16 protein-coding genes are annotated in these 19,975 nt (G+C 64.9%); 8 read left to right on the top strand and 8 right to left on the bottom strand.

The genetic code is table 11. From position 1 onward, the window contains the following. Window positions 1–28 precede the first annotated feature (28 nt). A complete protein-coding gene (gene glnA, locus LG299_RS01845) occupies window positions 29–1,453 on the bottom strand; it encodes a type I glutamate--ammonia ligase (RefSeq protein WP_404432977.1) in 1,425 nt (474 codons plus the stop codon). A gap of 129 nt (window positions 1,454–1,582) precedes the next feature. Here glnA and LG299_RS01840 point away from each other — a divergent pair, with 129 nt between their 5' ends. After that, window positions 1,583–1,984, top strand: a complete 402-nt coding sequence (locus tag LG299_RS01840) for an RDD family protein (protein ID WP_404432975.1) — start codon at window positions 1,583–1,585, stop codon at window positions 1,982–1,984. Window positions 1,985–2,001: 17 nt separating this feature from the next. On the opposite strand, the gene LG299_RS01835 is transcribed toward LG299_RS01840, so the two are convergent. Continuing rightward, window positions 2,002–2,709 (bottom strand): DUF4191 domain-containing protein, encoded by a 708-nt coding sequence (locus tag LG299_RS01835; protein WP_404432973.1) that lies wholly within the window; start codon window positions 2,707–2,709, stop codon window positions 2,002–2,004. A gap of 123 nt (window positions 2,710–2,832) precedes the next feature. Here LG299_RS01835 and LG299_RS01830 point away from each other — a divergent pair, with 123 nt between their 5' ends. Beyond that, entirely contained in the window at window positions 2,833–4,158 is a 1,326-nt protein-coding gene (locus LG299_RS01830) for a hypothetical protein (RefSeq protein WP_404432971.1), read from the top strand. On the opposite strand, the gene sucB is transcribed toward LG299_RS01830, so the two are convergent. The 3 genes from sucB to LG299_RS01815 are packed head-to-tail and all read right to left on the bottom strand — an operon-like array spanning window position 4,159 to window position 8,831. Next, the gene (sucB, locus tag LG299_RS01825) at window positions 4,159–5,928 is read right to left on the bottom strand and encodes a 2-oxoglutarate dehydrogenase, E2 component, dihydrolipoamide succinyltransferase (RefSeq protein WP_404432969.1); all 1,770 of its coding nucleotides are present in this window, start codon (window positions 5,926–5,928) and stop codon (window positions 4,159–4,161) included. A 60-nt stretch (window positions 5,929–5,988) separates the two neighbouring features. Further along, entirely contained in the window at window positions 5,989–7,362 is a 1,374-nt protein-coding gene (gene lpdA / locus LG299_RS01820; RefSeq protein WP_404432967.1) for a dihydrolipoyl dehydrogenase, read from the bottom strand. After that, complete coding sequence (locus LG299_RS01815) at window positions 7,359–8,831, bottom strand: leucyl aminopeptidase (protein WP_404432965.1); 1,473 nt, start codon at window positions 8,829–8,831, stop codon at window positions 7,359–7,361. Before LG299_RS01815 ends, lpdA begins: the two co-directional genes overlap by 4 nt. A 96-nt stretch (window positions 8,832–8,927) precedes the next feature. Here LG299_RS01815 and LG299_RS01810 point away from each other — a divergent pair, with 96 nt between their 5' ends. The 3 genes from LG299_RS01810 (at window position 8,928) to LG299_RS01800 (ending at window position 12,205) form a co-directional block, all read left to right on the top strand. Continuing rightward, complete coding sequence (locus LG299_RS01810) at window positions 8,928–9,848, top strand: proteasome assembly chaperone family protein (protein WP_404432963.1); 921 nt, start codon at window positions 8,928–8,930, stop codon at window positions 9,846–9,848. Between the two features lie 228 nt (window positions 9,849–10,076). Further along, entirely contained in the window at window positions 10,077–11,510 is a 1,434-nt protein-coding gene (locus LG299_RS01805; RefSeq protein WP_404432961.1) for an RNA polymerase sigma factor, read from the top strand. After that, a complete protein-coding gene (locus LG299_RS01800) occupies window positions 11,510–12,205 on the top strand; it encodes a coenzyme F420-0:L-glutamate ligase (RefSeq protein ID WP_404432959.1) in 696 nt (231 codons plus the stop codon). The genes LG299_RS01805 and LG299_RS01800 overlap by 1 nt, the downstream gene beginning before the upstream one ends. Window positions 12,206–12,279: 74 nt before the next feature. Here LG299_RS01800 and LG299_RS01795 read toward each other — a convergent pair whose 3' ends face one another. After that, the gene (locus LG299_RS01795; RefSeq protein WP_404432957.1) at window positions 12,280–12,501 is read right to left on the bottom strand and encodes a hypothetical protein; all 222 of its coding nucleotides are present in this window, start codon (window positions 12,499–12,501) and stop codon (window positions 12,280–12,282) included. A gap of 169 nt (window positions 12,502–12,670) precedes the next feature. On the opposite strand from LG299_RS01795, the gene LG299_RS01790 reads away from it, so the two are divergent. After that, a complete protein-coding gene (locus LG299_RS01790; protein ID WP_404432955.1) occupies window positions 12,671–14,740 on the top strand; it encodes a type IIA DNA topoisomerase subunit B in 2,070 nt (689 codons plus the stop codon). 29 nt (window positions 14,741–14,769) lie between these two features. Here the strand turns inward: LG299_RS01790 and LG299_RS01785 are convergent, their stop codons facing one another. Next, the gene (locus tag LG299_RS01785) at window positions 14,770–17,229 is read right to left on the bottom strand and encodes a DNA topoisomerase (ATP-hydrolyzing) subunit A (RefSeq protein ID WP_404432953.1); all 2,460 of its coding nucleotides are present in this window, start codon (window positions 17,227–17,229) and stop codon (window positions 14,770–14,772) included. A gap of 68 nt (window positions 17,230–17,297) precedes the next feature. On the opposite strand from LG299_RS01785, the gene LG299_RS01780 reads away from it, so the two are divergent. Then, complete coding sequence (locus LG299_RS01780) at window positions 17,298–18,416, top strand: alkaline phosphatase family protein (RefSeq protein ID WP_404432951.1); 1,119 nt, start codon at window positions 17,298–17,300, stop codon at window positions 18,414–18,416. Between the two features lie 4 nt (window positions 18,417–18,420). Here LG299_RS01780 and sepH read toward each other — a convergent pair whose 3' ends face one another. Continuing rightward, complete coding sequence (sepH, locus tag LG299_RS01775; protein ID WP_404432949.1) at window positions 18,421–19,470, bottom strand: septation protein SepH; 1,050 nt, start codon at window positions 19,468–19,470, stop codon at window positions 18,421–18,423. 210 nt (window positions 19,471–19,680) lie between these two features. On the opposite strand from sepH, the gene LG299_RS01770 reads away from it, so the two are divergent. After that, window positions 19,681–19,974: a DUF4193 domain-containing protein gene (locus tag LG299_RS01770; RefSeq protein ID WP_404432947.1), complete on the top strand. Its 294-nt coding sequence runs from the start codon at window positions 19,681–19,683 to the stop codon at window positions 19,972–19,974. The last annotated feature ends 1 nt before the right edge of the window (window position 19,975 follow it).

Genomic DNA, 19,975 nt, shown 5'->3' with positions numbered 1-19,975 from the left:
GGGCTCTTCGCTTTGCCAGAACCGAGGTTCAGACGCCGTAATACAGCTCGAATTCGAACGGGTGCGGGCGGGCCGCGATCGGCTTGATCTCGTTCTCGATCTTGTACTCGATCCACGTCTCGATGAGCTCGGGAGTGAACACGTTGCCGCGCGTGAGGAACTCGTTGTCAGCACGAAGCGCCTCCAGCGAGTCCAGCAGGGAGTTGGGCACCTGCGGGATGTTCTTTGCTTCCTCGGGGGGAAGCTCGTAGAGGTCCTTGTCGACCGGCTCGTGCGGCTCGATACGGTTGAGGATACCGTCCAGGCCAGCCATCAGCTGCGCCGCGAAGGCGAGGTACGGGTTGCCCGAGGCATCCGGTGCGCGGAACTCGATGCGCTTGGCCTTGGGGTTTGTGCCCGTGATCGGGATACGAATCGCGGCCGAGCGGTTACCGGCCGAGTAGACCAGGTTGACCGGTGCCTCGTAGCCCTTGACCAGACGCTTGTACGAGTTGATCGTCGGGTTGGTGAAGGCGAGCACCGCGGGGGCGTGTGCCAGCAGACCGCCGATGTACCAGCGAGCGGTGTCGCTCAGCCCGCCGTAGCCCGACTCGTCATAGAAAAGTGGCTTGCCGTCGGCCCACAGCGACTGGTGCACGTGCATGCCCGAGCCGTTGTCACCGAAAAGCGGCTTCGGCATGAAGGTCGCCGACTTGCCCCACTGCTCGGAGGTGTTCTTGACGATGTACTTGAACTTCAGGATGTCGTCCGCCGCGTGGACCATCGTGTCGAAGCGGTAGTTGATCTCCTGCTGACCACCGGTTCCGACCTCGTGGTGCGAGCGCTCGAGGATGAACCCGGCCTCGATGAGCTTCAGCGTGATGTCGTCGCGCAGGTCGGCCGTCTTGTCGACCGGGCTGACGGGGAAGTAGCCGCCCTTGTACGGCGTCTTGTTTCCGAGGTTTCCGCCCTCTTCGACTCGACCGCTGTTCCAGGCGCCCTCTTCGGAGTCGACGCTGTAGAAGCTCGAGTTCTGCTTCACTTCGAAACGAACGTCGTCGAAGATGTAGAACTCGGCCTCGGGGGCGAAGAATGCGGTGTCGGCGATGCCGGTCGACGCGAGGTACTTCTCGGCCTTCTTCGCAACCTGACGCGGGTCCTTGTGGTAAATCTCGCCGGTGCGCGGGTTGTAGATGTCGAAGATCATGATGAGGGTCTTGGCCTCACGGAACTGATCGATGTATGCGGTCGTCACATCGGGGATCAGCTGCATATCCGACTCGTGGATGTTCGCGAAGCCTCGAATGGAGGAGCCGTCGAAGAGCTGGCCGACCGTGAAGAACTCCTCGTCAACGGTCGAAGCAGGAATATTGAAGTGCTGCTGAACACCAGGGAGATCCGTGAAACGGATGTCGAGGAACTTGACGTCCTCGTCCTTGATGAAGGCCAGCACCTCGGATGAATCTTTGAACATTGAGGCTCCAGAGGTAGGGCATCGGGCGACCCGCGCAGCGGGCTTGCTCTGCAACGTACTCGGAGGGGATTGCCCCGTAGTGACACCATTGTTTCGAGCGTGTTACGGACGCCTGGTTAGGCTGAATTCATGCCCGATGAACTTACACCAGGAAGCTTCCCCGGCAAACGTCTCGGGCTTCCCGAAGCGGGAAGAGGGAGCCTGGCGACCCTCGGGCGCCGCGCGTGGGCGATCATCATCGACTGGGGCGCCGCCGTTCTGATCTCGATCGCGTTCTTCGAATACGACTCGATTGCGACGATCCTCATTTTCGTGGCGGTCCAGATCGTCTTCATTCCCACGATTGGAGGGAGTCCCGGCCACCGTCTGCTGGGAATGACGGTGCAGCGTGTCACGGGTGGCTGGCCGGGTGTGTGGCGACCGATCGTTCGATCAGTGCTGCTCGCGCTCGTGATTCCGGCAGTGATCTGGGACGCCGACAACCGCGGCGTCCATGACAAGGCTGCCGGAACGGTTCTTCTGCGGCGCTGAGGCAGCGCCCCACAACCTCAGCGGGGTCGCGGTGCGCGAACTCGCGTGGGGTCGATGCCCTTCGGGATGGGCAACGAAGAGATCGACTGCGAAACCGAGTCGACGCGCTTGATGACGGCGGCCATGGTGGCACGGTCAATTGCCTTCGGGAGCGCCTTGATGGTCGACGCCAGCTTGCCGATCGGCACATCGCCTTCGCCGTTGCCCACGTAGAACACGTGCACCGGAACGCCGGACGCGACGCGCTGCACCTTCGACCGCTCGTCGTTGACGAGGCGCGTGAGGCGGCCGCGAGAGCCTTCTCCTACAATCACCACTCCGCCGCGGCCGATCGCTCGGTAGACCGCCTCTTGGGTTTTGGGGTTGACGCCTACTGGCATGTCACTGGACTGCCATTTGCGCCCGAGCGAGGAAGAGAGCACGTGACCTGCCGCACCAGGCATGCCATCGAGCTTGCGATACATCGCCTTGGTCGAAAGTCGGGTCATAGTCATCAGGCTCGCGAGGATGCCGAGCATGATGCCCGTGATTCCCCACAGAATGATGCTCCACACGGCAACCGGCGGAATGAGGAAGCCGATCCCGACGCCGACGCCGATGCTGAGCAGCACAATGCCGATCAGGAGGTACGGCAACCACGGGAACGCCTTCTGAGTGAAGGTGTACAGGGTGCGAAGCTGCGAGAAGAAGCCGGGGCGCTTCTCGGGGGCGGAACTGCGGGCCATGACACCCAGCCTACCTTTTCGGCTCGCTCACGGCGCCTCCTCCACAGGCGCTCCGTCGGCCGAGTGATCCACCGAAACCGCTGAGCGAATCCGTGACGCACTGAAGGATGCGAATTTCGAAGAGTGCCTGACGACATCGACCTCCGCCTTCTCCAGCCCTACCGCGCGATCCGTCGCATCACGGCGGGGAGTGACGGGCCGTTCGGCGGGCTTTTGTGCCGCACAGAGGTCGGCGATGTCGGCATATTGGTAGACATCGCCGCGCTGCCCAGCGATTGGACGGGGTGGGAAGCAGATGCCGGGGGCCACCTGCTCTCGCCTCAGGATGTCATCCGCCGTGGCTCGACCCATGGGGTCCTCCTTCCCGTCTGTGCGGAGCGGCTTGGCGACACGATCGCGCAGCGGGGGCGCCGCGCCGCAGCGTTGCGCGCAGGAGAGGCGGTGACAGTGGCAGTGAGTGTTCTGCGGGGCCTGTCCGAACTGCAGCAACTACACGCAGACGGCACCGGAGAATGGTGGGTGACAGACACCGGCCGCCCGGTGCTGGTCACCGAGGTCGGCGAACTCCGCCCGGATGAAGCATCCGTCGCGATCCTGCGCGATGTCGCGCAAGCCTTCACCGCGCGGCTCGCCGAAGATGTGATCGCCGCCGCGGGTCGCGAGCGACTCGCCGCGCGAGATCTGCACGCCATCGAAGACGACCTGTTCAGGTTCGCCGCCGCCGAACCCCTCAGGTCCGGCGCCTCCTCCTCGACACTCGTTCGAAGCCTCCCGTCCGCGCATCATGAACGTGCCATCGACTGGCGGGCCGACAACGAGGAGGTCGAGCACGCCGAGCGCCGCATGCCGTGGCACGATCTCGTCGCCCGTCACGTCGATGCGGACATCGCCGATCTCGTATCCCGTACGACGACGGCCGTGTGGCGACGAGCGACAACACCACGCCCACGGTCTCGCGGCAGAGCCTGGATGTGGGCCGCGGGTGCCGGCGCTGTCGTGCTCGCCGGTGGGCTGGCGCTCCCCAGCGGTGCGGCTCAGCCCGCGCCAAGCCCGACCGATACTCCCGCTGTCGCGAGCCCCGGCGCGACAGAAACTCCCGCGCCGCTGGAGTCCGCCGAATCGACCGAAGTGACAGTGGTCACAGAGGCCTCACATCCCACAGCTATCGTCACCGCGCTGCTTGATGCCCGAGCATCCTGCGGGAGCGACCCGATGTGCCTGGCGGAGGTGATGACGGACCCCGCGGCACAGATCGAGCCGGGGACAGTCGATCTCAATCCGTCAGAGCGAACGGTGACACTGGTCGACGAATTCGGCGGGGTAGCGGTTGTGCGCGTGGATGCGGTCGACGCTCAACTGCCAGCGCAACTCGTCGTCATCGAGCAGCACAACGAACGATGGCTGTTGCGCGACGTGTACTCCGTCGCGCAACAGCCATCAGGATCGTGATCAGATGCCGAGATCTGCCTCGAAAGCGGCGCCTTCAAGGCGAGCCTTCATCGCGCCGAGGAACCGCGCGGCGTCAGCCCCGTCGATGATGCGGTGATCGTACGACAGCGCGAGGTACACGTAGGAACGCACCGCGATCGCGTCCTTGCCGTCGACCGACACGACGCCGGGCTTCTTGACCACAGCACCGAGGCCGAGGATGGCCGACTGCGGCAAGAAGACGATCGGTGTGTCGAACAGCGCGCCACGCGAACCCGTGTTGGTCAGTGTGAACGTGCCACCGGCGAGCTCATCAGGCTTGAGCTTGTTGTCGCGCGTACGCGCGGCGAGGTCGGCGATGTCACGCGCGAACTGAGCCAGGCTCTTCCCCCCGGCGTCTTTGACTACGGGGGTGAGAAGACCGCGTTCGGTGTCGACCGCGATGGCGATGTTCTCGCTCGCGGGGTAGACGATGTCACTTCCATCGATCGTCGAGTTGATGATCGGGTACGCCTGCAGCGCTTCGACGGCAGCGACCGCGAAGAACGGCAGGAAAGAGAGCTTGTCACCCGTCTTGGCCTGGAAGTCGTTCTTGACCGCATCACGGAACGACGCGACCTTGGTGACATCCACTTCGACGACCGTCGTGAGCTGCGCGGTCTGCTGCATCGAGGCCACAGCCCGCTCAGCGATGACCTTGCGCAGACGCGACATCGGCTGGGTCGTGCCACGCAGTTCAGACACTTCGCGAGCAGGAGCGTCCGCGGCAGGAGTCTCGCCGGCAGCAGGTGCGGGGGCGGATGCTGCGGCGGCGGCCTTCAGCACGTCTTCCTTGCGAACCCGGCCGCCAACGCCGGTTCCGGTCACGGTCGACAGGTCGACGCCCTGCTGCTGTGCGAGACGACGCACGAGCGGCGTGACGTAAGCAGAGGAGTCGCTGCCGTCTCCACCGAGCGAGGGCGCGGCAGGTGCGGCGGTAGTTGCCTCCGGAGCAGGTGCCGCCGGAGCAGTCGCCGGCGCAGCCGGTGCAGGAGCCTCAGCCGGTGCAGGAGCCTCAGGCGGTGCAGGAGCCTCGACCGGAGCCGACGCCTCAGCCGAAGGTGCGGGGGCCTCGGCAGCGGCTTCGGTCGCCTCAGCGGAGGCCGGGGCGGAGCCTGCCTCGCCGATGCGCGCAAGCGCCGTGCCAACTGCGATCGTCTCGTCCTCGGCAACCAAGATCTCTTGGAGCACTCCTGCAAACGGCGAGGGAATCTCGGTGTCGACCTTGTCGGTCGAGATTTCCAGGAGCGGCTCGTCCACAGCAACGTCGTCCCCGACCTGCTTGAGCCAACGGGTGACCGTTCCCTCGGTGACGCTTTCGCCGAGCTCAGGCAGGATGACATCCTTGCCCGCGCCACTACTGGCAGGAGCAGCGGGCGCAGGTTCGGCAGGCTCTTCCGCCGCAGGTGCGGCCGCGGCAGGGGCAGCCTCTGCAGGAGCCTCCTGGGCGGGTTCCGCAGCAGCCTCGGGCTCTACCGGGGCCTCTTCAGGCGCGGCATCCGTGCTCGCGCCCGAACCGTCGCCGATCTTCGCGAGAATCGCACCGACCTCGACGGTCTCGTCTTCTTGGACGAGGATCTCTTCAATCACGCCGCTGACGGGGGAGGGGATCTCGGTGTCGACCTTGTCGGTCGAGATCTCGAGCAGCCCTTCGTCCGCCTCCACGGTGTCGCCGACTTGCTTGAGCCAGCGGGTGACCGTTCCCTCGGTGACGCTCTCTCCGAGAGCGGGGAGGACCACGGAAGTGCTCATGGGATTTTCTCCTTCAGATGCCGTTGTCTTTAGCTTAGTGATCAGCTCGTGACCGCGCGGTCAGAGCGTGTGAAGGGGTTTGCCCGCAAGTGCCAGGAATGCCTCGCCCAGAGCCTCGCTCTGGGTGGGGTGAGCGTGGATGTAGGGAGCGATGTCTTCGGGGTGGGCCTCCCACGCAACCGCCAATTGGCCCTCGGTGATGAGTTCACCCACTCGATCGCCCACCATGTGCACACCGAGCACCGGACCGTCCTTGCGGCGGACGACCTTCACGGTCCCGCTCGTGCCGAGAATCTCGCTCTTTCCGTTGCCCGCCAAGTTGTACTCGTAGGCGACGACGGCATCCGCGCCGTGGGCCTCGACGGCCTGTGCCTCGGTGAGACCCACTGAAGCAACCTCGGGGCTGGAGTAGGTGACCTTCGGGATCTGGAGGTCCGGGACGACGATCGGGTTCAGTCCCGCGATCTCTTCAGCGACGAAGATTCCTTGCTGGAAACCGCGGTGCGCGAGCTGCAGACCGGGAACGATGTCACCCACTGCCCAGACATGTGGCACGTTCGTCCGCAGGCGATCGTCGGTTGTGACGAATCCTCGGTCCAGAGCCACACCGGCCTCTGCGTAGCCGATATCAGCGGTAGCGGGTCCGCGACCAACAGCGACCAGGAGGTAGTCGGCCTCGAAGGTCTTGCCGTCCTCCAGAGTGACGGTGACAGCATCCGCCGTCTGCGTCACGGACTGGAACCGGACGCCCAGAGATGAGGCTATCCCGCGACGGCGGAAGGCGCGCTCGAGACCCCTGCTCATCGTCACGTCCTCGTTGGGGACGAGGTGATCCAGCGCCTCGATGATCGTGACGTCCACTCCGAACGAGCGCCAGACGCTTGCGAACTCGACGCCGATCACTCCGCCGCCGAGAATCAGCACGCGCTCGGGAATCTCATCGAGTTCCAGCGCATGCTCGCTCGTCAGGACGCGCCCGCCGATCTCGAGTCCGGGCAGGCTGCGGCTGAATGAGCCGGTCGCGAGGACGACGTCGGTTCCGCGGTAGAGATCGTCACCAACCCGCACGGCGGGGCCCGCTTCGAGGCGACCGGTCCCCGCGATGACCGTGATGCCCCGCGCCTTCACGAGTCCCTCGAGGCCTTTGAACTTCTTCGCCACGATGCCCTCGCGGTACGCGCGCACTCCGGCGGGGTCGATTCCTTCGAGCGTCGCACGCACGCCGATGGATGCAGCATCCCGAGCCGTGTCGGCCACTTCGGCAGCGTGCAGCAACGCCTTTGTGGGGATGCATCCACGATGCAGGCACGTGCCGCCGAGCTTGTCCTTCTCGATCAACGCGACGCTCTTGCCGAGCTCAGCTGCGCGGAGGGCGGCGGCGTACCCACCGCTCCCACCGCCGAGAATGACGAGATCGAAAGTCTGCTCGGTCATTGTGCACCCACGTTCGCAACGAGACGGATCAGGGATCGGACGGTTGCTCCGGTCGGTCCCTTGTCGGTGAAGCCGAAGCCGCCACCCTTGTTCATCCCCACGCCAGCGATGTCGAGGTGCACCCAAGGGATGCGCGCCGCGTCGGCTTCCTCCGAGACGCGGCCAACGAAACGCTGGAGAAAGAGCCCCGCGAAGAGGGAACCCGCCGCCGGGTCACCCATCTTCGCGTTCTGCATGTCAGCGATGGGGGAGTCGAGTTCGTCGGCCATGTGTGCGGGCAATGGAAGCTGCCAGGCGAGCTCACCGACCTCGCGTGCTGCCTCGAGGTACTCGGCGACCGAAGTGTCATCACCCATCACGCCGGCGTAGCGGGTTCCGAGCGCAACGGTGATCGCGCCCGTGAGGGTGGCGACGTCGACAATGAGATCCGGATGCTCGCGGCTTGCCGCGACCAGTCCATCCGCGAGCACCAAGCGGCCTTCGGCGTCGGTATTGAGAACCTCGACCGTCGTCCCGTCCAGCATGCGGAGGACGTCTCCGGGTCGCGTTGCTCGGCCGGACGGCATGTTGTCAGCGATGCACAACCATGCCGTCACTCGCACAGGCAGCGACGTCGACGCTGCGGCACGCACGACGGCAAGGACAGTGGCCGCACCGCACATGTCGTACTTCATGCCGACCATTCCGGACGGGGGCTTGAGTGACAGCCCGCCGGTGTCGAAGGTGATGCCCTTACCGACAAGCGCGACATGGCGTTGCGCGCCCGCGGGCTGATAGTCCAGGCGAACCAGCCGAGGCGGTCGGTCCGAACCTTGCCCCACACCGAGGATTCCGCCGTAGCCCTGCTCACGAAGAGCATCCTCGTCGAGGATCTCGATCGATATCGGCAAGCCCTCGATCTCGGCCGCCGCGCGCTCTGCGAAGTCGGCAGGGCCAAGCCATTCCGCGGGAATCGATACGAGGTCTTTCACCAATGCGACGGCGCTTGCGCCAGCGGCGACGTGCGCGAGGTCATCTGTCCCCGCCTCGGCCGTGCCATGCACGATGACGCGCGACGCGCGCGGCTTCGGAGCCTCGGACTTGTACCCGTCGAACCGGTAGCCGCCCAATGCGGCGCCCTCGGCGATCGCCGTCCAGAGGGCGGGGTCCGCACCGGGCGCTGCGACAGCGACGGTCGCGAAGCCCGTCAGATTGCGGATGCCGACACCCACCGCGTCGCGAAGTGCAGAAGCATCCTTCGCCGTCCCGATCCCCACGACGGCCAGGGGCCTCGTCGTGCTCTCGGGCGCGTACACCCGCTGGAAGGCAGCCGGTGATCCAGTGAAGCCGACCGCGTTCAGGGCTTCCCGAAGTCCTGGCCAGTCGGGAAGGTCATCTTCGTCAGTGAGGGTGGGCAACGCGAGAAGCACCGCATCTGCGTCTGACTCTCGGATCGGGTGGGTTACGTACTCGAGGTCGGGAAACGACATGATCTCCATACTACGGAGCGCCGTGTTCGCTGTGAGCGGGATCGGCAGCGAGTTGATCCGGACCCGAGCGCGCAGGGCTGCTCGTACCATGGAGACATGCCTGTGAACGGTCCGATTTTTGAGCGCGCGAGTGACGCGCCATCCGCGCCGCTCGGGTTGCCCCTCGTCATCGCTTTGACCGGATTCACCGACGCGGGCAACGCCGTCTCGCAGATCGTGGAGCACTTTCGCGAGGATGCGGCGGCCCAGGTCCTCGTGCGCTTCACCAACGACGTGCTACTGGACTACCGCGCACGGCGCCCGCTGGTGTCGTTCGACCACGACCACCTCACGGACTACCAACCCCCTCGCCTGGACATCTCTCTGGCCACGGATGCGCTGGGCCAACCGTTCTTGCTCCTGGCCGGCTACGAGCCGGACTTCGCCTGGGATGCCTTCAGCGCCGCAGTGCTCGACCTCGCGAACGAGTTCGGTGCATCGTCGGTGACGTGGGTTCATGCGATCCCGATGCCGGTCCCGCACACGCGGCCAATCGGAACGACGGTGAGCGGCACGCGGAGTGATCTCACCGCGGCTCACTCGGTGTGGCAACCGCAGACTCAGGTGCCATCGACAGCGGGGCATCTTCTCGAGTTCCGCTTCGCCGAGGTCGGCGCGGACGTCGCGGGATTCGTTCTGCTCGTGCCGCACTACCTCGCCGACACCGAATATCCGGCGGCCGCCCTGGCCGCACTCGATAGCCTGACGGTCGCGACCGGACTCGTCTTCTCGGGTGATGACCTCCGAGAATCCAATCGCGCCTACGTCGAGAAGGTCACCGAGCAGGTGGATGGCAGTGAAGATCTGACCCGTATGCTGCAAGGGCTCGAAGAGCGGTATGACTCGTACATGGCTGGCTCCACCCTGGCGAGCCCCATGATTCACACGGGCGATCTCCCCAGCGCGGACGAACTTGCCGCAGAACTCGAGCGGTTCCTCGCCACAGGCCCGTCGACGGACGAGGATAAGCGACGTTGAGCGGAATGCAAGCGGCACGAAGCGCGTTGTCCCTCGTGACATCCGATCACTCGTCGGCGCGTTTGCATGCAGGGCCGCGCAGGGAGTATGAGACAATGGATGTCTTGACCCGTTGTCAACCGCTCCGCGCAGGTTAGCCTGTAGCGATGCGGGCTTGACAAGGGTCTTACTAGTGTCCGTAATCGACCGGCGGCATAGGGCCCTGTGCGCTCCGGTGAAAGGCAAAACGTGACCTCTGGCACGAACACCAAAGCCCGCGCTGGCGCTGCGAAGGACGCGGAGACCGATGTCCCCGCGGCTCCCGTGAAGGCGCCCGCCAAGACCACTGCTGCAAAGACGACAGCGGCGAAGACCTCGGCCGCAAAAGCACCCGCGGCCAAGGCCGCAGCAAAGACCACAACGGCGAAAGCCGCAACCAAGCCCACCGCTAAGAGTGCCGCCGCCACCAAGGCCGCGACCGCCAAGAAGTCGACTGACGACGACGCGCCCGAAGACATCGAAGAACTCGAGGCAGACGTGGAGCTGGCCGTCGAAGACGAGGCACCCGCCGCTCGTCCTTCGCGTGCGAAGACGAAAGCAGCAGCCCCCGCCGAAGCCGAGCAGGATTCCGACGCCGAAGCATCCGATTCTGATGACGATGATGAGGAAGACGCGAAGCCCGCAGCCGAGCCGCTTCCGACCGGCGCGATCGTCATCTCCTCGAGCGATGACGACGAGGTCCCCGTCTACTCGACGATGATCACGGGCGCCACGGCCGACCCGGTCAAGGACTACCTGAAGCAGATCGGTAAAGTTCCACTGCTGAACGCGGCCGAAGAGGTCGAGCTCGCGATGCGCATCGAGGCGGGCTTGTTCGCCGAAGAGAAGCTCTCGCACATGACCGCGGCCGAGAAGTCCAACCAGTTGGGCCTCGACCTGCAGTGGGTCGCCCGCGATGGTCAGCGCGCGAAGTCTCACCTTTTGGGTGCCAACCTGCGCCTCGTGGTATCGCTCGCCAAGCGCTACACCGGACGCGGCATGCAGTTCCTCGATCTCATTCAGGAAGGCAACCTGGGCCTCATCCGTGCTGTCGAAAAGTTCGACTACACGAAGGGCTTCAAGTTCTCCACCTACGCCACCTGGTGGATCCGACAGGCCATCACTCGAGCGATGGCAGACCAGGCCCGCACAATCCGCATCCCCGTCCACATGGTCGAGGTCATCAACAAGCTCGCTCGTGTGCAACGCCAGATGCTGCAAGACCTCGGCCGCGAGCCCACGCCCGAAGAGCTCAGCCGCGAACTCGACATGACGCCCGAAAAGGTCATCGAGGTGCAGAAGTACGGACGCGAGCCCATCTCGCTGCACACTCCGCTCGGCGAGGATGGCGACAGCGAGTTCGGTGATCTCATCGAAGACACCGAGGCCGTGGTCCCGGCAGATGCCGTGGGCTTCACGATGTTGCAGCGCCAGCTCGAGTCGCTCCTGGACTCACTCTCCGAGCGCGAAGCCGGTGTAATCCGGATGCGCTTCGGCCTCGGCGATGGCCAACCCAAGACGCTGGACCAGATCGGCGACACGTTCGGAGTCACCCGCGAGCGGATTCGCCAGATCGAGTCCAAGACGATGGCCAAGCTTCGCCACCCGTCGCGTTCGCAGTCCCTGCGCGACTACCTCGAGTGATGGTCGAAGCCAACGCCGGCAAAGCGCTCACGGTCACGATCGACGGTCAGTCGTTCTCGCGTATCCCGATCCGCACGCGGGTCGTGATGCCCGGTGACGATCTCGACGCGTTCATCAAGGAGTACGCGAGTGGCGTCGTCGAACCCGGCGACATCTTCTTCGTCACCGAGAAAATCGTGGCGATCACGCAGGGGCGGTCCTACCTGCTGGATGAAATCGAGCCGCGAAAGCTTGCGCTGTTCCTGTCGAAGTACGTGACGCGCACGCCCTACGGCATCGGACTCGGCATGCCGGAAACGATGGAAATGGCGCTGCGGGAGTGCGGCACGCTGCGAATCCTGTTCGCCGCCGGCGTGTCCGCCGTCACCAAGCTGTTCGGACGCAAGGGCGACTTCTACCGCATCGCAGGCGACAAGGCTCGTGCCATCGACGGCCCCACCAGCGGCACAATTCCGCCGTACAACAAGGCGGTCGTGCTCGGTCCGGATAGGCCGCGCGAGGTGGCGACGCACCTGAAGGCGCTGCTGACCACCAGCGCGGACGTCGCGGTCGTCGACATCAACGACCTGGGAGGCAACATCCTCGGCTCGACGCTCGACAAAGCGGGGGAGAAGCGCCTCGTCGCGATTCTGAAAGACAACCCGCTCGGCCAGGGGCACCAGTCGACTCCGCTCGGCATTGTTCGACCCGCCTGACGGCACGAGCTCCTGCAGGACACACAAGAAAGGCCCGATCCAGCGGATCGGGCCTTTCTTTTCGAGTATGGATGCTACGGAGCGTCGATGAGACGCGCGGTCTCGTCGTGCCAGCTCGTCGCGATCGTGCGCAGCTTCTCTTCGTACTTGCGGCCGTGGTGGGCGCAGAAGAGAAGTTCGCTGCCGTTGACTTCGGCGGCAATGTAGGCCTGAGCGCCGCATGAGTCGCAGCGGTCCAGCGCGCTCAGACGGTACTCAAGGACGGCGGTCTCGGTCGGTGTCGAAAGCGTGTTCATGGCGGTGCCTCCTCGTGTACGCAGAACTCTTTTGCAGGTCATGAAATACAACCACGGGTTTGTTTAGAGAATGCCGCGAAACGGTCACGTTTCGCTCACCGCGTACCTGATGACTCCACGCCGTGTCCGTCACGAGCGGTGTCGGCAGGCGCGGATACGCTGGGTGATTGTGACCGCAGAGTACTCCGCACATCACCTTCAGGTGCTTGAGGGCCTCGAAGCGGTACGCAAACGCCCGGGAATGTACATCGGCTCCACCGATTCACGCGGCCTGATGCACTGCTTGTGGGAGATCATCGACAACTCCGTCGATGAGGCTCTCGGGGGCTTCGGTCAGCGCATCGACGTCATTCTCCACGATGACGGCAGCGTCGAGGTGCGCGACCGCGCCCGCGGGATTCCCGTCGACATCGAGCCGCGCACCGGGCTCTCCGGTGTCGAGGTGGTCTTCACGAAGCTTCACGCGGGCGGCAAATTCGGCGGCGGATCGTACGCAGCATCCGGCGGTCTGCACGGTGTCGGTGCATCCGTCGTCAATGCATTGTCGGAGCGCCTCGACGTAGATGTCGACCGAGGTGGCAAGACCTGGTCGATGTCGTTCCACCGCGGCGAACCCGGCGTCTTTGCGAACGGGGCACCCGATTCGGCGTTCACGCCCTTCGAAGAGCGCAGCGAACTGCGCGTCACCGGCAAAGCCGCCCGTGGGGTGACCGGAACACGCATTCGCTACTGGGCCGACCGGCAGATCTTCACGAAGGACGCCGCGTTCAATCTCGAAGAACTCGAGCAGCGCGCTCGTCAGACCGCGTTCCTCGTTCCGGGGCTCGAGATTGTCATCCGCGATCAGCGCGCGGCCGAACCGGTCGAGACGACGTATCGCTTCGACGGAGGCATCTCCGAATTCGCCGAGTTCCTTGCGCCTGATGCTCCGGTCACCGACACCTGGCGACTCACGGGCACGGGAATGTTTACCGAGACCGTACCGGTGCTGCAGCCCACCGGCGCGATGATCCCCACCGAACTCCAGCGCGAGTGCCATGTTGACGTCGCTGTGCGGTGGGGGACAGGGTACGAAACCGTCCAACGCTCGTTCGTGAACATCATTGCGACCCCGAAGGGCGGAACCCACCAGGCTGGGTTCGAACTGGGGCTGATGAAGGTGATCCGTGCACAGGTTGAGCAGAACGCTCGACGCCTGAAGGTCGGCACGGACAAGCTCGAGAAGGACGACATCCTCGCGGGGATGACCGCGGTGCTCACCGTTCGCCTGCCCGAGCCGCAGTTCGAGGGCCAGACCAAAGAAATCCTCGGTACACCCGCTGTGCGCCAGATCGTGGCGAACGTCGTGTCGCGTGAGCTTGCGGCTAAATTCGCATCGCCCAAACGAGATGACAAGGCGCAGACGGCGCAGGTGCTCGACAAGGTCGTCGCCGAAATGAAGGCCCGCATCTCTGCTCGGGCTCACAAAGAGACGCAACGGCGCAAGAACGCCCTCGAGTCTTCGTCATTGCCGGTAAAGCTCGCTGACTGCCGAACAAACGACGTCGAAGCATCCGAGCTGTTCATCGTCGAGGGTGATTCCGCACTCGGCACCGCAAAGCTCGCCCGCAACAGCGAGTACCAGGCGCTCCTTCCGATTCGCGGCAAGATCCTCAACGTGCAAAAGGCCTCGGTGAGCGACATGCTCTCCAACGCCGAGTGCGCGGCGATCATCCAGGTCATCGGTGCGGGGTCGGGGAGGTCGTTCGACCTGGAGTCCGCTCGCTACGGCAAGGTCATCCTGATGAGCGATGCCGACGTCGACGGCGCTCACATCCGCACCCTGCTCCTCACGCTGTTCTTTCGCTACATGCGCCCGCTCATCGAAGAGGGACGTGTCTACGCTGCGGTACCACCGTTGCATCGCGTCATCGTGATGAACCCCGGCTCGAAGCCCAACGAGACGATCTACACGTACTCAGAGCAAGAACTGCACGCGCTCCTGGCCAAGCTGACCAAGTCCGGCAAACGCTGGCATGAGCCGGTGCAGCGGTACAAGGGACTTGGCGAGATGGATGCGGATCAGCTGGCGACGACCACGATGGATCGTGCGGGCCGCACACTGCGTCGCGTGCGGATGCAGGATGCTGAGGGTGCGGCGTCGGTCTTCGAACTCCTCATGGGCAACGAAGTCGCGCCCCGCAAGGAATTCATCATCGAATCCAGCGACCGGCTCAGTCGCGAGAGCATCGACGCCTGAGCCTCCAGTCCTCCGGGCCGCCGTTTGCGTCAGCGAACGACGGTTCCGATCGCGCCGATGACCGCGTCGAGGGGTTGGCCCGAGGCGTCCCGCTTCGCGCCGCCCGCCGGAAGAGTGCGCGGCGCACCGTCCGTACCGACCGCACGCGGCTCTGTGCCGACCCAAGAGAGCAAAAGCGTGTCTTCACCCCTCAGGAAGCGTTGAGCGCGCACACCACCCGTTGCGCGGCCCTTGGGGGGGAACTCCGAGTAGTCCGACACCTTGCCCGTGCCGGGGTCCGCCCCGGCGAGCGACTCAGTGCTGCCAGCGATCGTGACCACGACGATGTCCTCCGCGCGCGGATCCACAACGTGGAACGAGGTGACACGCTCACCATCCGCGACGCGGATTCCGGCCATGCCACCGGCGGCCCGCCCCTGCGGACGTACCGCGGCAGCGTCGAACCTCAGCAGTTGCGCGTCGCTCGTGATGAACACAAGCTCGCTCGCATCTTCGGACGGGGCGGCACCCATGATGCGATCGCCAGCGCGAAGACTGATGATCTCGATGTCGTGCTTGGGACCGATCTCGCTCGGTGCGACCCTTTTCACGATGCCCTGGGCTGTGCCCAACGCGATGGTCGTGCCATCCACGATCGGTACGAGGGCGACGACGTGCTCGTCCTTCGCGAGGCCGAGGTACTGATCCACGCGCGTTCCAGCCGCGAGTTGCACGGAGTTGCCGGGCACCGACGGTAGGTCTACCGGCGAGAACTTCACCAGTCGCCCGGCGGTGGTGACGGCTCCGACGTCTCCGCGAGTGGTCGTGTCGACCGCCGCGAGGATCGCGTCGTGCTTCGACCGCCGCGTCGGGGAGATGATTCCGCCCGACGCAGCGTCGGCGAGCAGCTCTGCGCGTGCCATCCGGCCGGTCGCAGACAAGTAGACACGGCACGGCGCATCCGCGATCTGAAGGTCGGGCGCCGCGCTCGCACGGGACGGACGCGCGGCAACCGGACCGCCGTTCAACAGCAGGGTGCGTCGGGGGGTGCCGAAGGTCTCGGCAGCAGCATCCAATTCCGTCGCCACCTGCGCGCGCAGCCGCACATCGCTGGCGAGCAGTTCTTCGAGCTCGGCGATCTGCCTACCCAGTTCGTCCTTCTCTGCTTCGAGTTCGATACGGGAGAAGCGAGTGAGACGCCGGAGACGTAGCTCGAGGATGTACTCGGCCTGCACCTGAGTCAGATCGAACACATCGATGAGGCGCGTGCGAGCCTGCTCCGAGTCATCGGACGCGCGAATCACCTGGATCACCTCGTCGATGTCGACGATCGCGATCAGCAACCCCTCGACGAGGTGCAGGCGTTCCTTCTTTCGCGCGAGACGGTAGTTGCTGCGCCGGGTGATAACCCGCAGGCGGTGGTCGAGATAGACCCTCAGAAGTTCCTTCAGCCCCAAAGTCTGAGGCTGGCCATCCACGAGCGCGACGTTGTTGATACCGAAGGAATCCTCCAACGGTGTCAGGCGGTACAGCTGCTCCAACACCGCCTGAGGGTCGAACCCGGTCTTGATGCCGATCACGAGACGCAGACCGTTGTGACGATCGGTGAGGTCCGTCACGTCCGAGATGCCCTGCAGCTTCTTGGACTGAACGGCATCTTTGATCTTCTCGATGATGCGCTCGGGACCGACCAAGTACGGCAACTCGGTGACGACGAGGCCCGTGCGCCGCGGCCCGAGAGACTCGATCGATACTTTGGCTCGCGTCTTGAAAGAACCACGCCCGGCCGAGTAGGCGTCCTTGATCCCATCGACGCTCACGATGATGCCGCCAGACGGAAGGTCGGGTCCGGGAACGAACTCCATGAGTTCTTCCACCGTGGCCTCGGGGTTCTCGAGGAGGTGGATGGCCGCGGACACAACCTCGATGAGGTTGTGCGGGGCCATGTTCGTCGCCATGCCCACCGCGATGCCGGTGGTGCCGTTCACCAACAGATTGGGGAACGCCGCCGGCAGAACTTCGGGCTGCTGGAACTGTCCGTCGTAGTTGGGGATGAAATCCACGACGTCTTCATCGAGGTTCTCGGTCAGAGCCAGAGCTGCAGGGGCCAGGCGCGCCTCGGTGTACCGCGCGGCAGCGGGACCGTCATCGAGCGAGCCGAAGTTTCCGTGCCCGTCCACGAGCGGCACCCGAAGCGAGAAAGGCTGTGCGAGACGCACGAGCGCGTCGTAGATGGGGGCGTCGCCGTGCGGATGCAGCTTTCCCATGACTTCGCCCACCACGCGGGCGCTCTTGACGTGTCCGCGATCGGGGCGCAGCCCCATGTCGGCCATTTGGTACAGGATGCGACGCTGCACGGGCTTGAGTCCATCGCGCGCGTCAGGGAGCGCGCGCGAGTAAATCACCGAGTACGCGTACTCGAGGAAGGATCCCTGCATCTCGATCGAGACGTCGACGTCTTCGATACGGCCATGATCGATCGGGATCGGTTCAGAACGGGGAGCGGGCATAGTTCGGTGAGGCCTCGGGTGACAGCGGTCCGGTGGAGGCCTCCCGCCGGTGTGCGAGACTGGCCCCGATGTTTCTCAGCCTACCCGCGGAACCAGCCGGAGCCCGGAGCCTCACCGGTGTCGTGCCGCAGGTTTTGGCAGCCCTGGACGGTCGCTCAGAGTGGTTCGCTCCCGCAAGCAGCGCCATCGTGTTCGTCATCGACGGGCTCGGCGCACTCAACCTCGCCGCGCGGGCCGGTCACGCGCGATTTCTGACGAAGTCGGGCACGAAGAAGGACACCGCCCGGACGGTGTTCCCGTCCACGACGGCAGCGGCTCTCACCAGCCTGATGACGGGAATGAGTCCGGGGGAGCATGGGATCGTCGGCTACCGCGCCCGTATTCCCGGCACCGATCAGGTCGTCAACCAGTTGCGCGGGTGGGAGACCGACAACCTTCCGCAATCATGGCAACGCGCGGAGACCCTGCTCGAGGCACAGCCGCGGAGGCAAAGCTTCGTCGTCTCCAAACGCGAGTATGAGGGGACGGGCTTCACTGCAGCGACGATGGGGGCGGCCGAGTTCGTCGGGGAGAACGATCCGGATGCTCGCGTGAGAATCGCCGCTGAGCTCGCGGCGAAGCATCCTGGATCGTTCACGTACCTCTACGCACCCGACCTCGACGCGATCGGTCATCGACGCGGGTGGGAATCGGATGAGTGGATCGCCGGTCTCGAGCGGATCGATGCAGCCACGCGCACCCTGGTCGAAGCGTGCGCTACCGACACGGGAGTGATCGTGACGGCCGACCACGGCATGGTCGACGTTCCACGCCATCGGCATGTCCTGCTCAGCGAAGGCGACGCACTCGTCGAGGGCGTTCGGCTCCTCGGCGGGGAACCACGGATGCTGCACCTGTATGCCGAGGAGGGCGACGCGGAACGCGTTCTGACGACGTGGCGCCGCCAAGAGTCGTCGAGGTCCTGGGTGCTCTCGCGTGACGAAGCGATCGCGGCGGGTCTCTTCGGAGCGGTCGACCCCGAGGTGCGCGAACGGATCGGGGACGTCCTGGTTGCGGCACGCTCCGCGATCGCGTACTACGACGACCGGCTGGCTGACAAAGCCCCACAGAAAATGATCGGGCAGCATGGATCGCTCACCCCGGTCGAGCGCGTCGTTCCGCTCTTGAAGCTGGGCGCGTTCGCCTGATCGGTCAGTCTTCGGTGCGTGCGCCGAAGACGATCTCGTCCCACGACGGCATGGACGAGCGACCCTTGCGACGTCCCGCGCCCTCTGCGACGGCTGACTGTCCGACTTCTTCGCTGTAATGAAGTTCTTCGCTGTACGGGGGCTCGAGATCGGGCGAGCCGTCGTACCCAGGTTCGAGGGCATCGAACAGCGCAACGGGTGCATGGACGCTGGCTGACTCATGTGCGTCAATCCCCGGGAGGGGCTCGCGCTGACCGCGCCGGCGACGAAGTGCCTCCAGTAAATCGGCGGTCTCTGCGGTCGTAGCCACTGTCTCGGTCGAACGTTTCACGGCGGCCGCGTGCACAGCGGGGGACACCGGTGACGGCAGATCAGGTGCGTCGGCCCCGGCATCGGGCAGGCGACGAGGTCCGAAGGCTCCGCTGTCGAAGCGGGTGTCGTCTTTGGCGGCAGCGGCGTCGAGCGCCCGCAGTCGGGGAATCAGACCGTCCGGAAGCGAACCCTGACGAGAGAGCTGAATGGCGTCGGCGTTCAGCGGCGACAGCGTGCTGCGACGGGGGTCGAATCCCCAGCGCGCATCCCGCTCGACTTCGCCTGCGATGAACTCGAGCTTCACGACCCAGCCAGTGGGCTCTTTCCAACTGGTCCATCGCTCCGCGGTGGCACCTGCTTCGACGAGCTTTGAGCGCACGGCGCCTCCGAAGGTCGGATGCGAGTCGCCGTCGAGACCAGACCCGAGCAAAACGGGCACCGCGAGCGCCTGGCCGACGATGTGCTCGCGCTCGGCGAGAACGGGACCTTCGAAGCGTGCGACGTCCTCTACCCGGGCACCGAGCAGGCTCGCAACCTCGTCGGCCGAGAGACCGGCACGGATGTGCGCCTGGATCTCACGCGGACTCGCGCGAACCACGTGGTCCTCACCGTCTCGATCGCGGCGGGCCTTTCGCAATTCGACCTTGAGCGCATCCTCGACGGCGAGCGAAAAACGCTCGCCCGACTCGGTCGCCAAGACGAGCACATCGCCCTCAGTTCCGATGACTTTGAGCTGTTCCATGCGAAACGCACCTCCATCCAGCTATGTGCGCCCATGCTGACACAGCGCATGCCCTGGAACGGGAATATCCGACGCGTGGCGCGAGTTTCTCCCTCTCGCATCGAACAGAACTCCTCTGGCATTTGCTAAACGGCGTTCGGTCGTGCAAACTATCGCCGCCCGTGAGGGCGAATGTACCCCTGATTTTTTTGGAAGTTGAGACGCTGACGCATGGCCACCGATTACGACGCCCCCCGCAAGACCGAGGACGACAGCGAGTCGATCGAGGCTCTCAAAGAGCGTGTGCCTGACAAGCTCTCAGGATCGGTCGACGTCGAGGACGCCGACAACCCTTCGGGCTTCGAGCTCCCCGGTGCGGACCTGTCGGACCTCGAACTCGACGTCGTCGTCCTACCCGCGCAGGAAGACGAGTTCACCTGCATGAACTGCTTCCTCGTGAAGCACCGCTCGCAACTGGACCATGAGGACGCCCACGGCCCGATCTGCATCGAGTGCGCCGCGTAGC

Origin of the sequence: Microbacterium lacus (genome assembly GCF_044794305.1) — a bacterium.
Lineage (GTDB): Bacteria > Actinomycetota > Actinomycetes > Actinomycetales > Microbacteriaceae > Microbacterium > Microbacterium lacus_B.
This window is presented reverse-complemented; position numbering and strand designations above follow the sequence as displayed.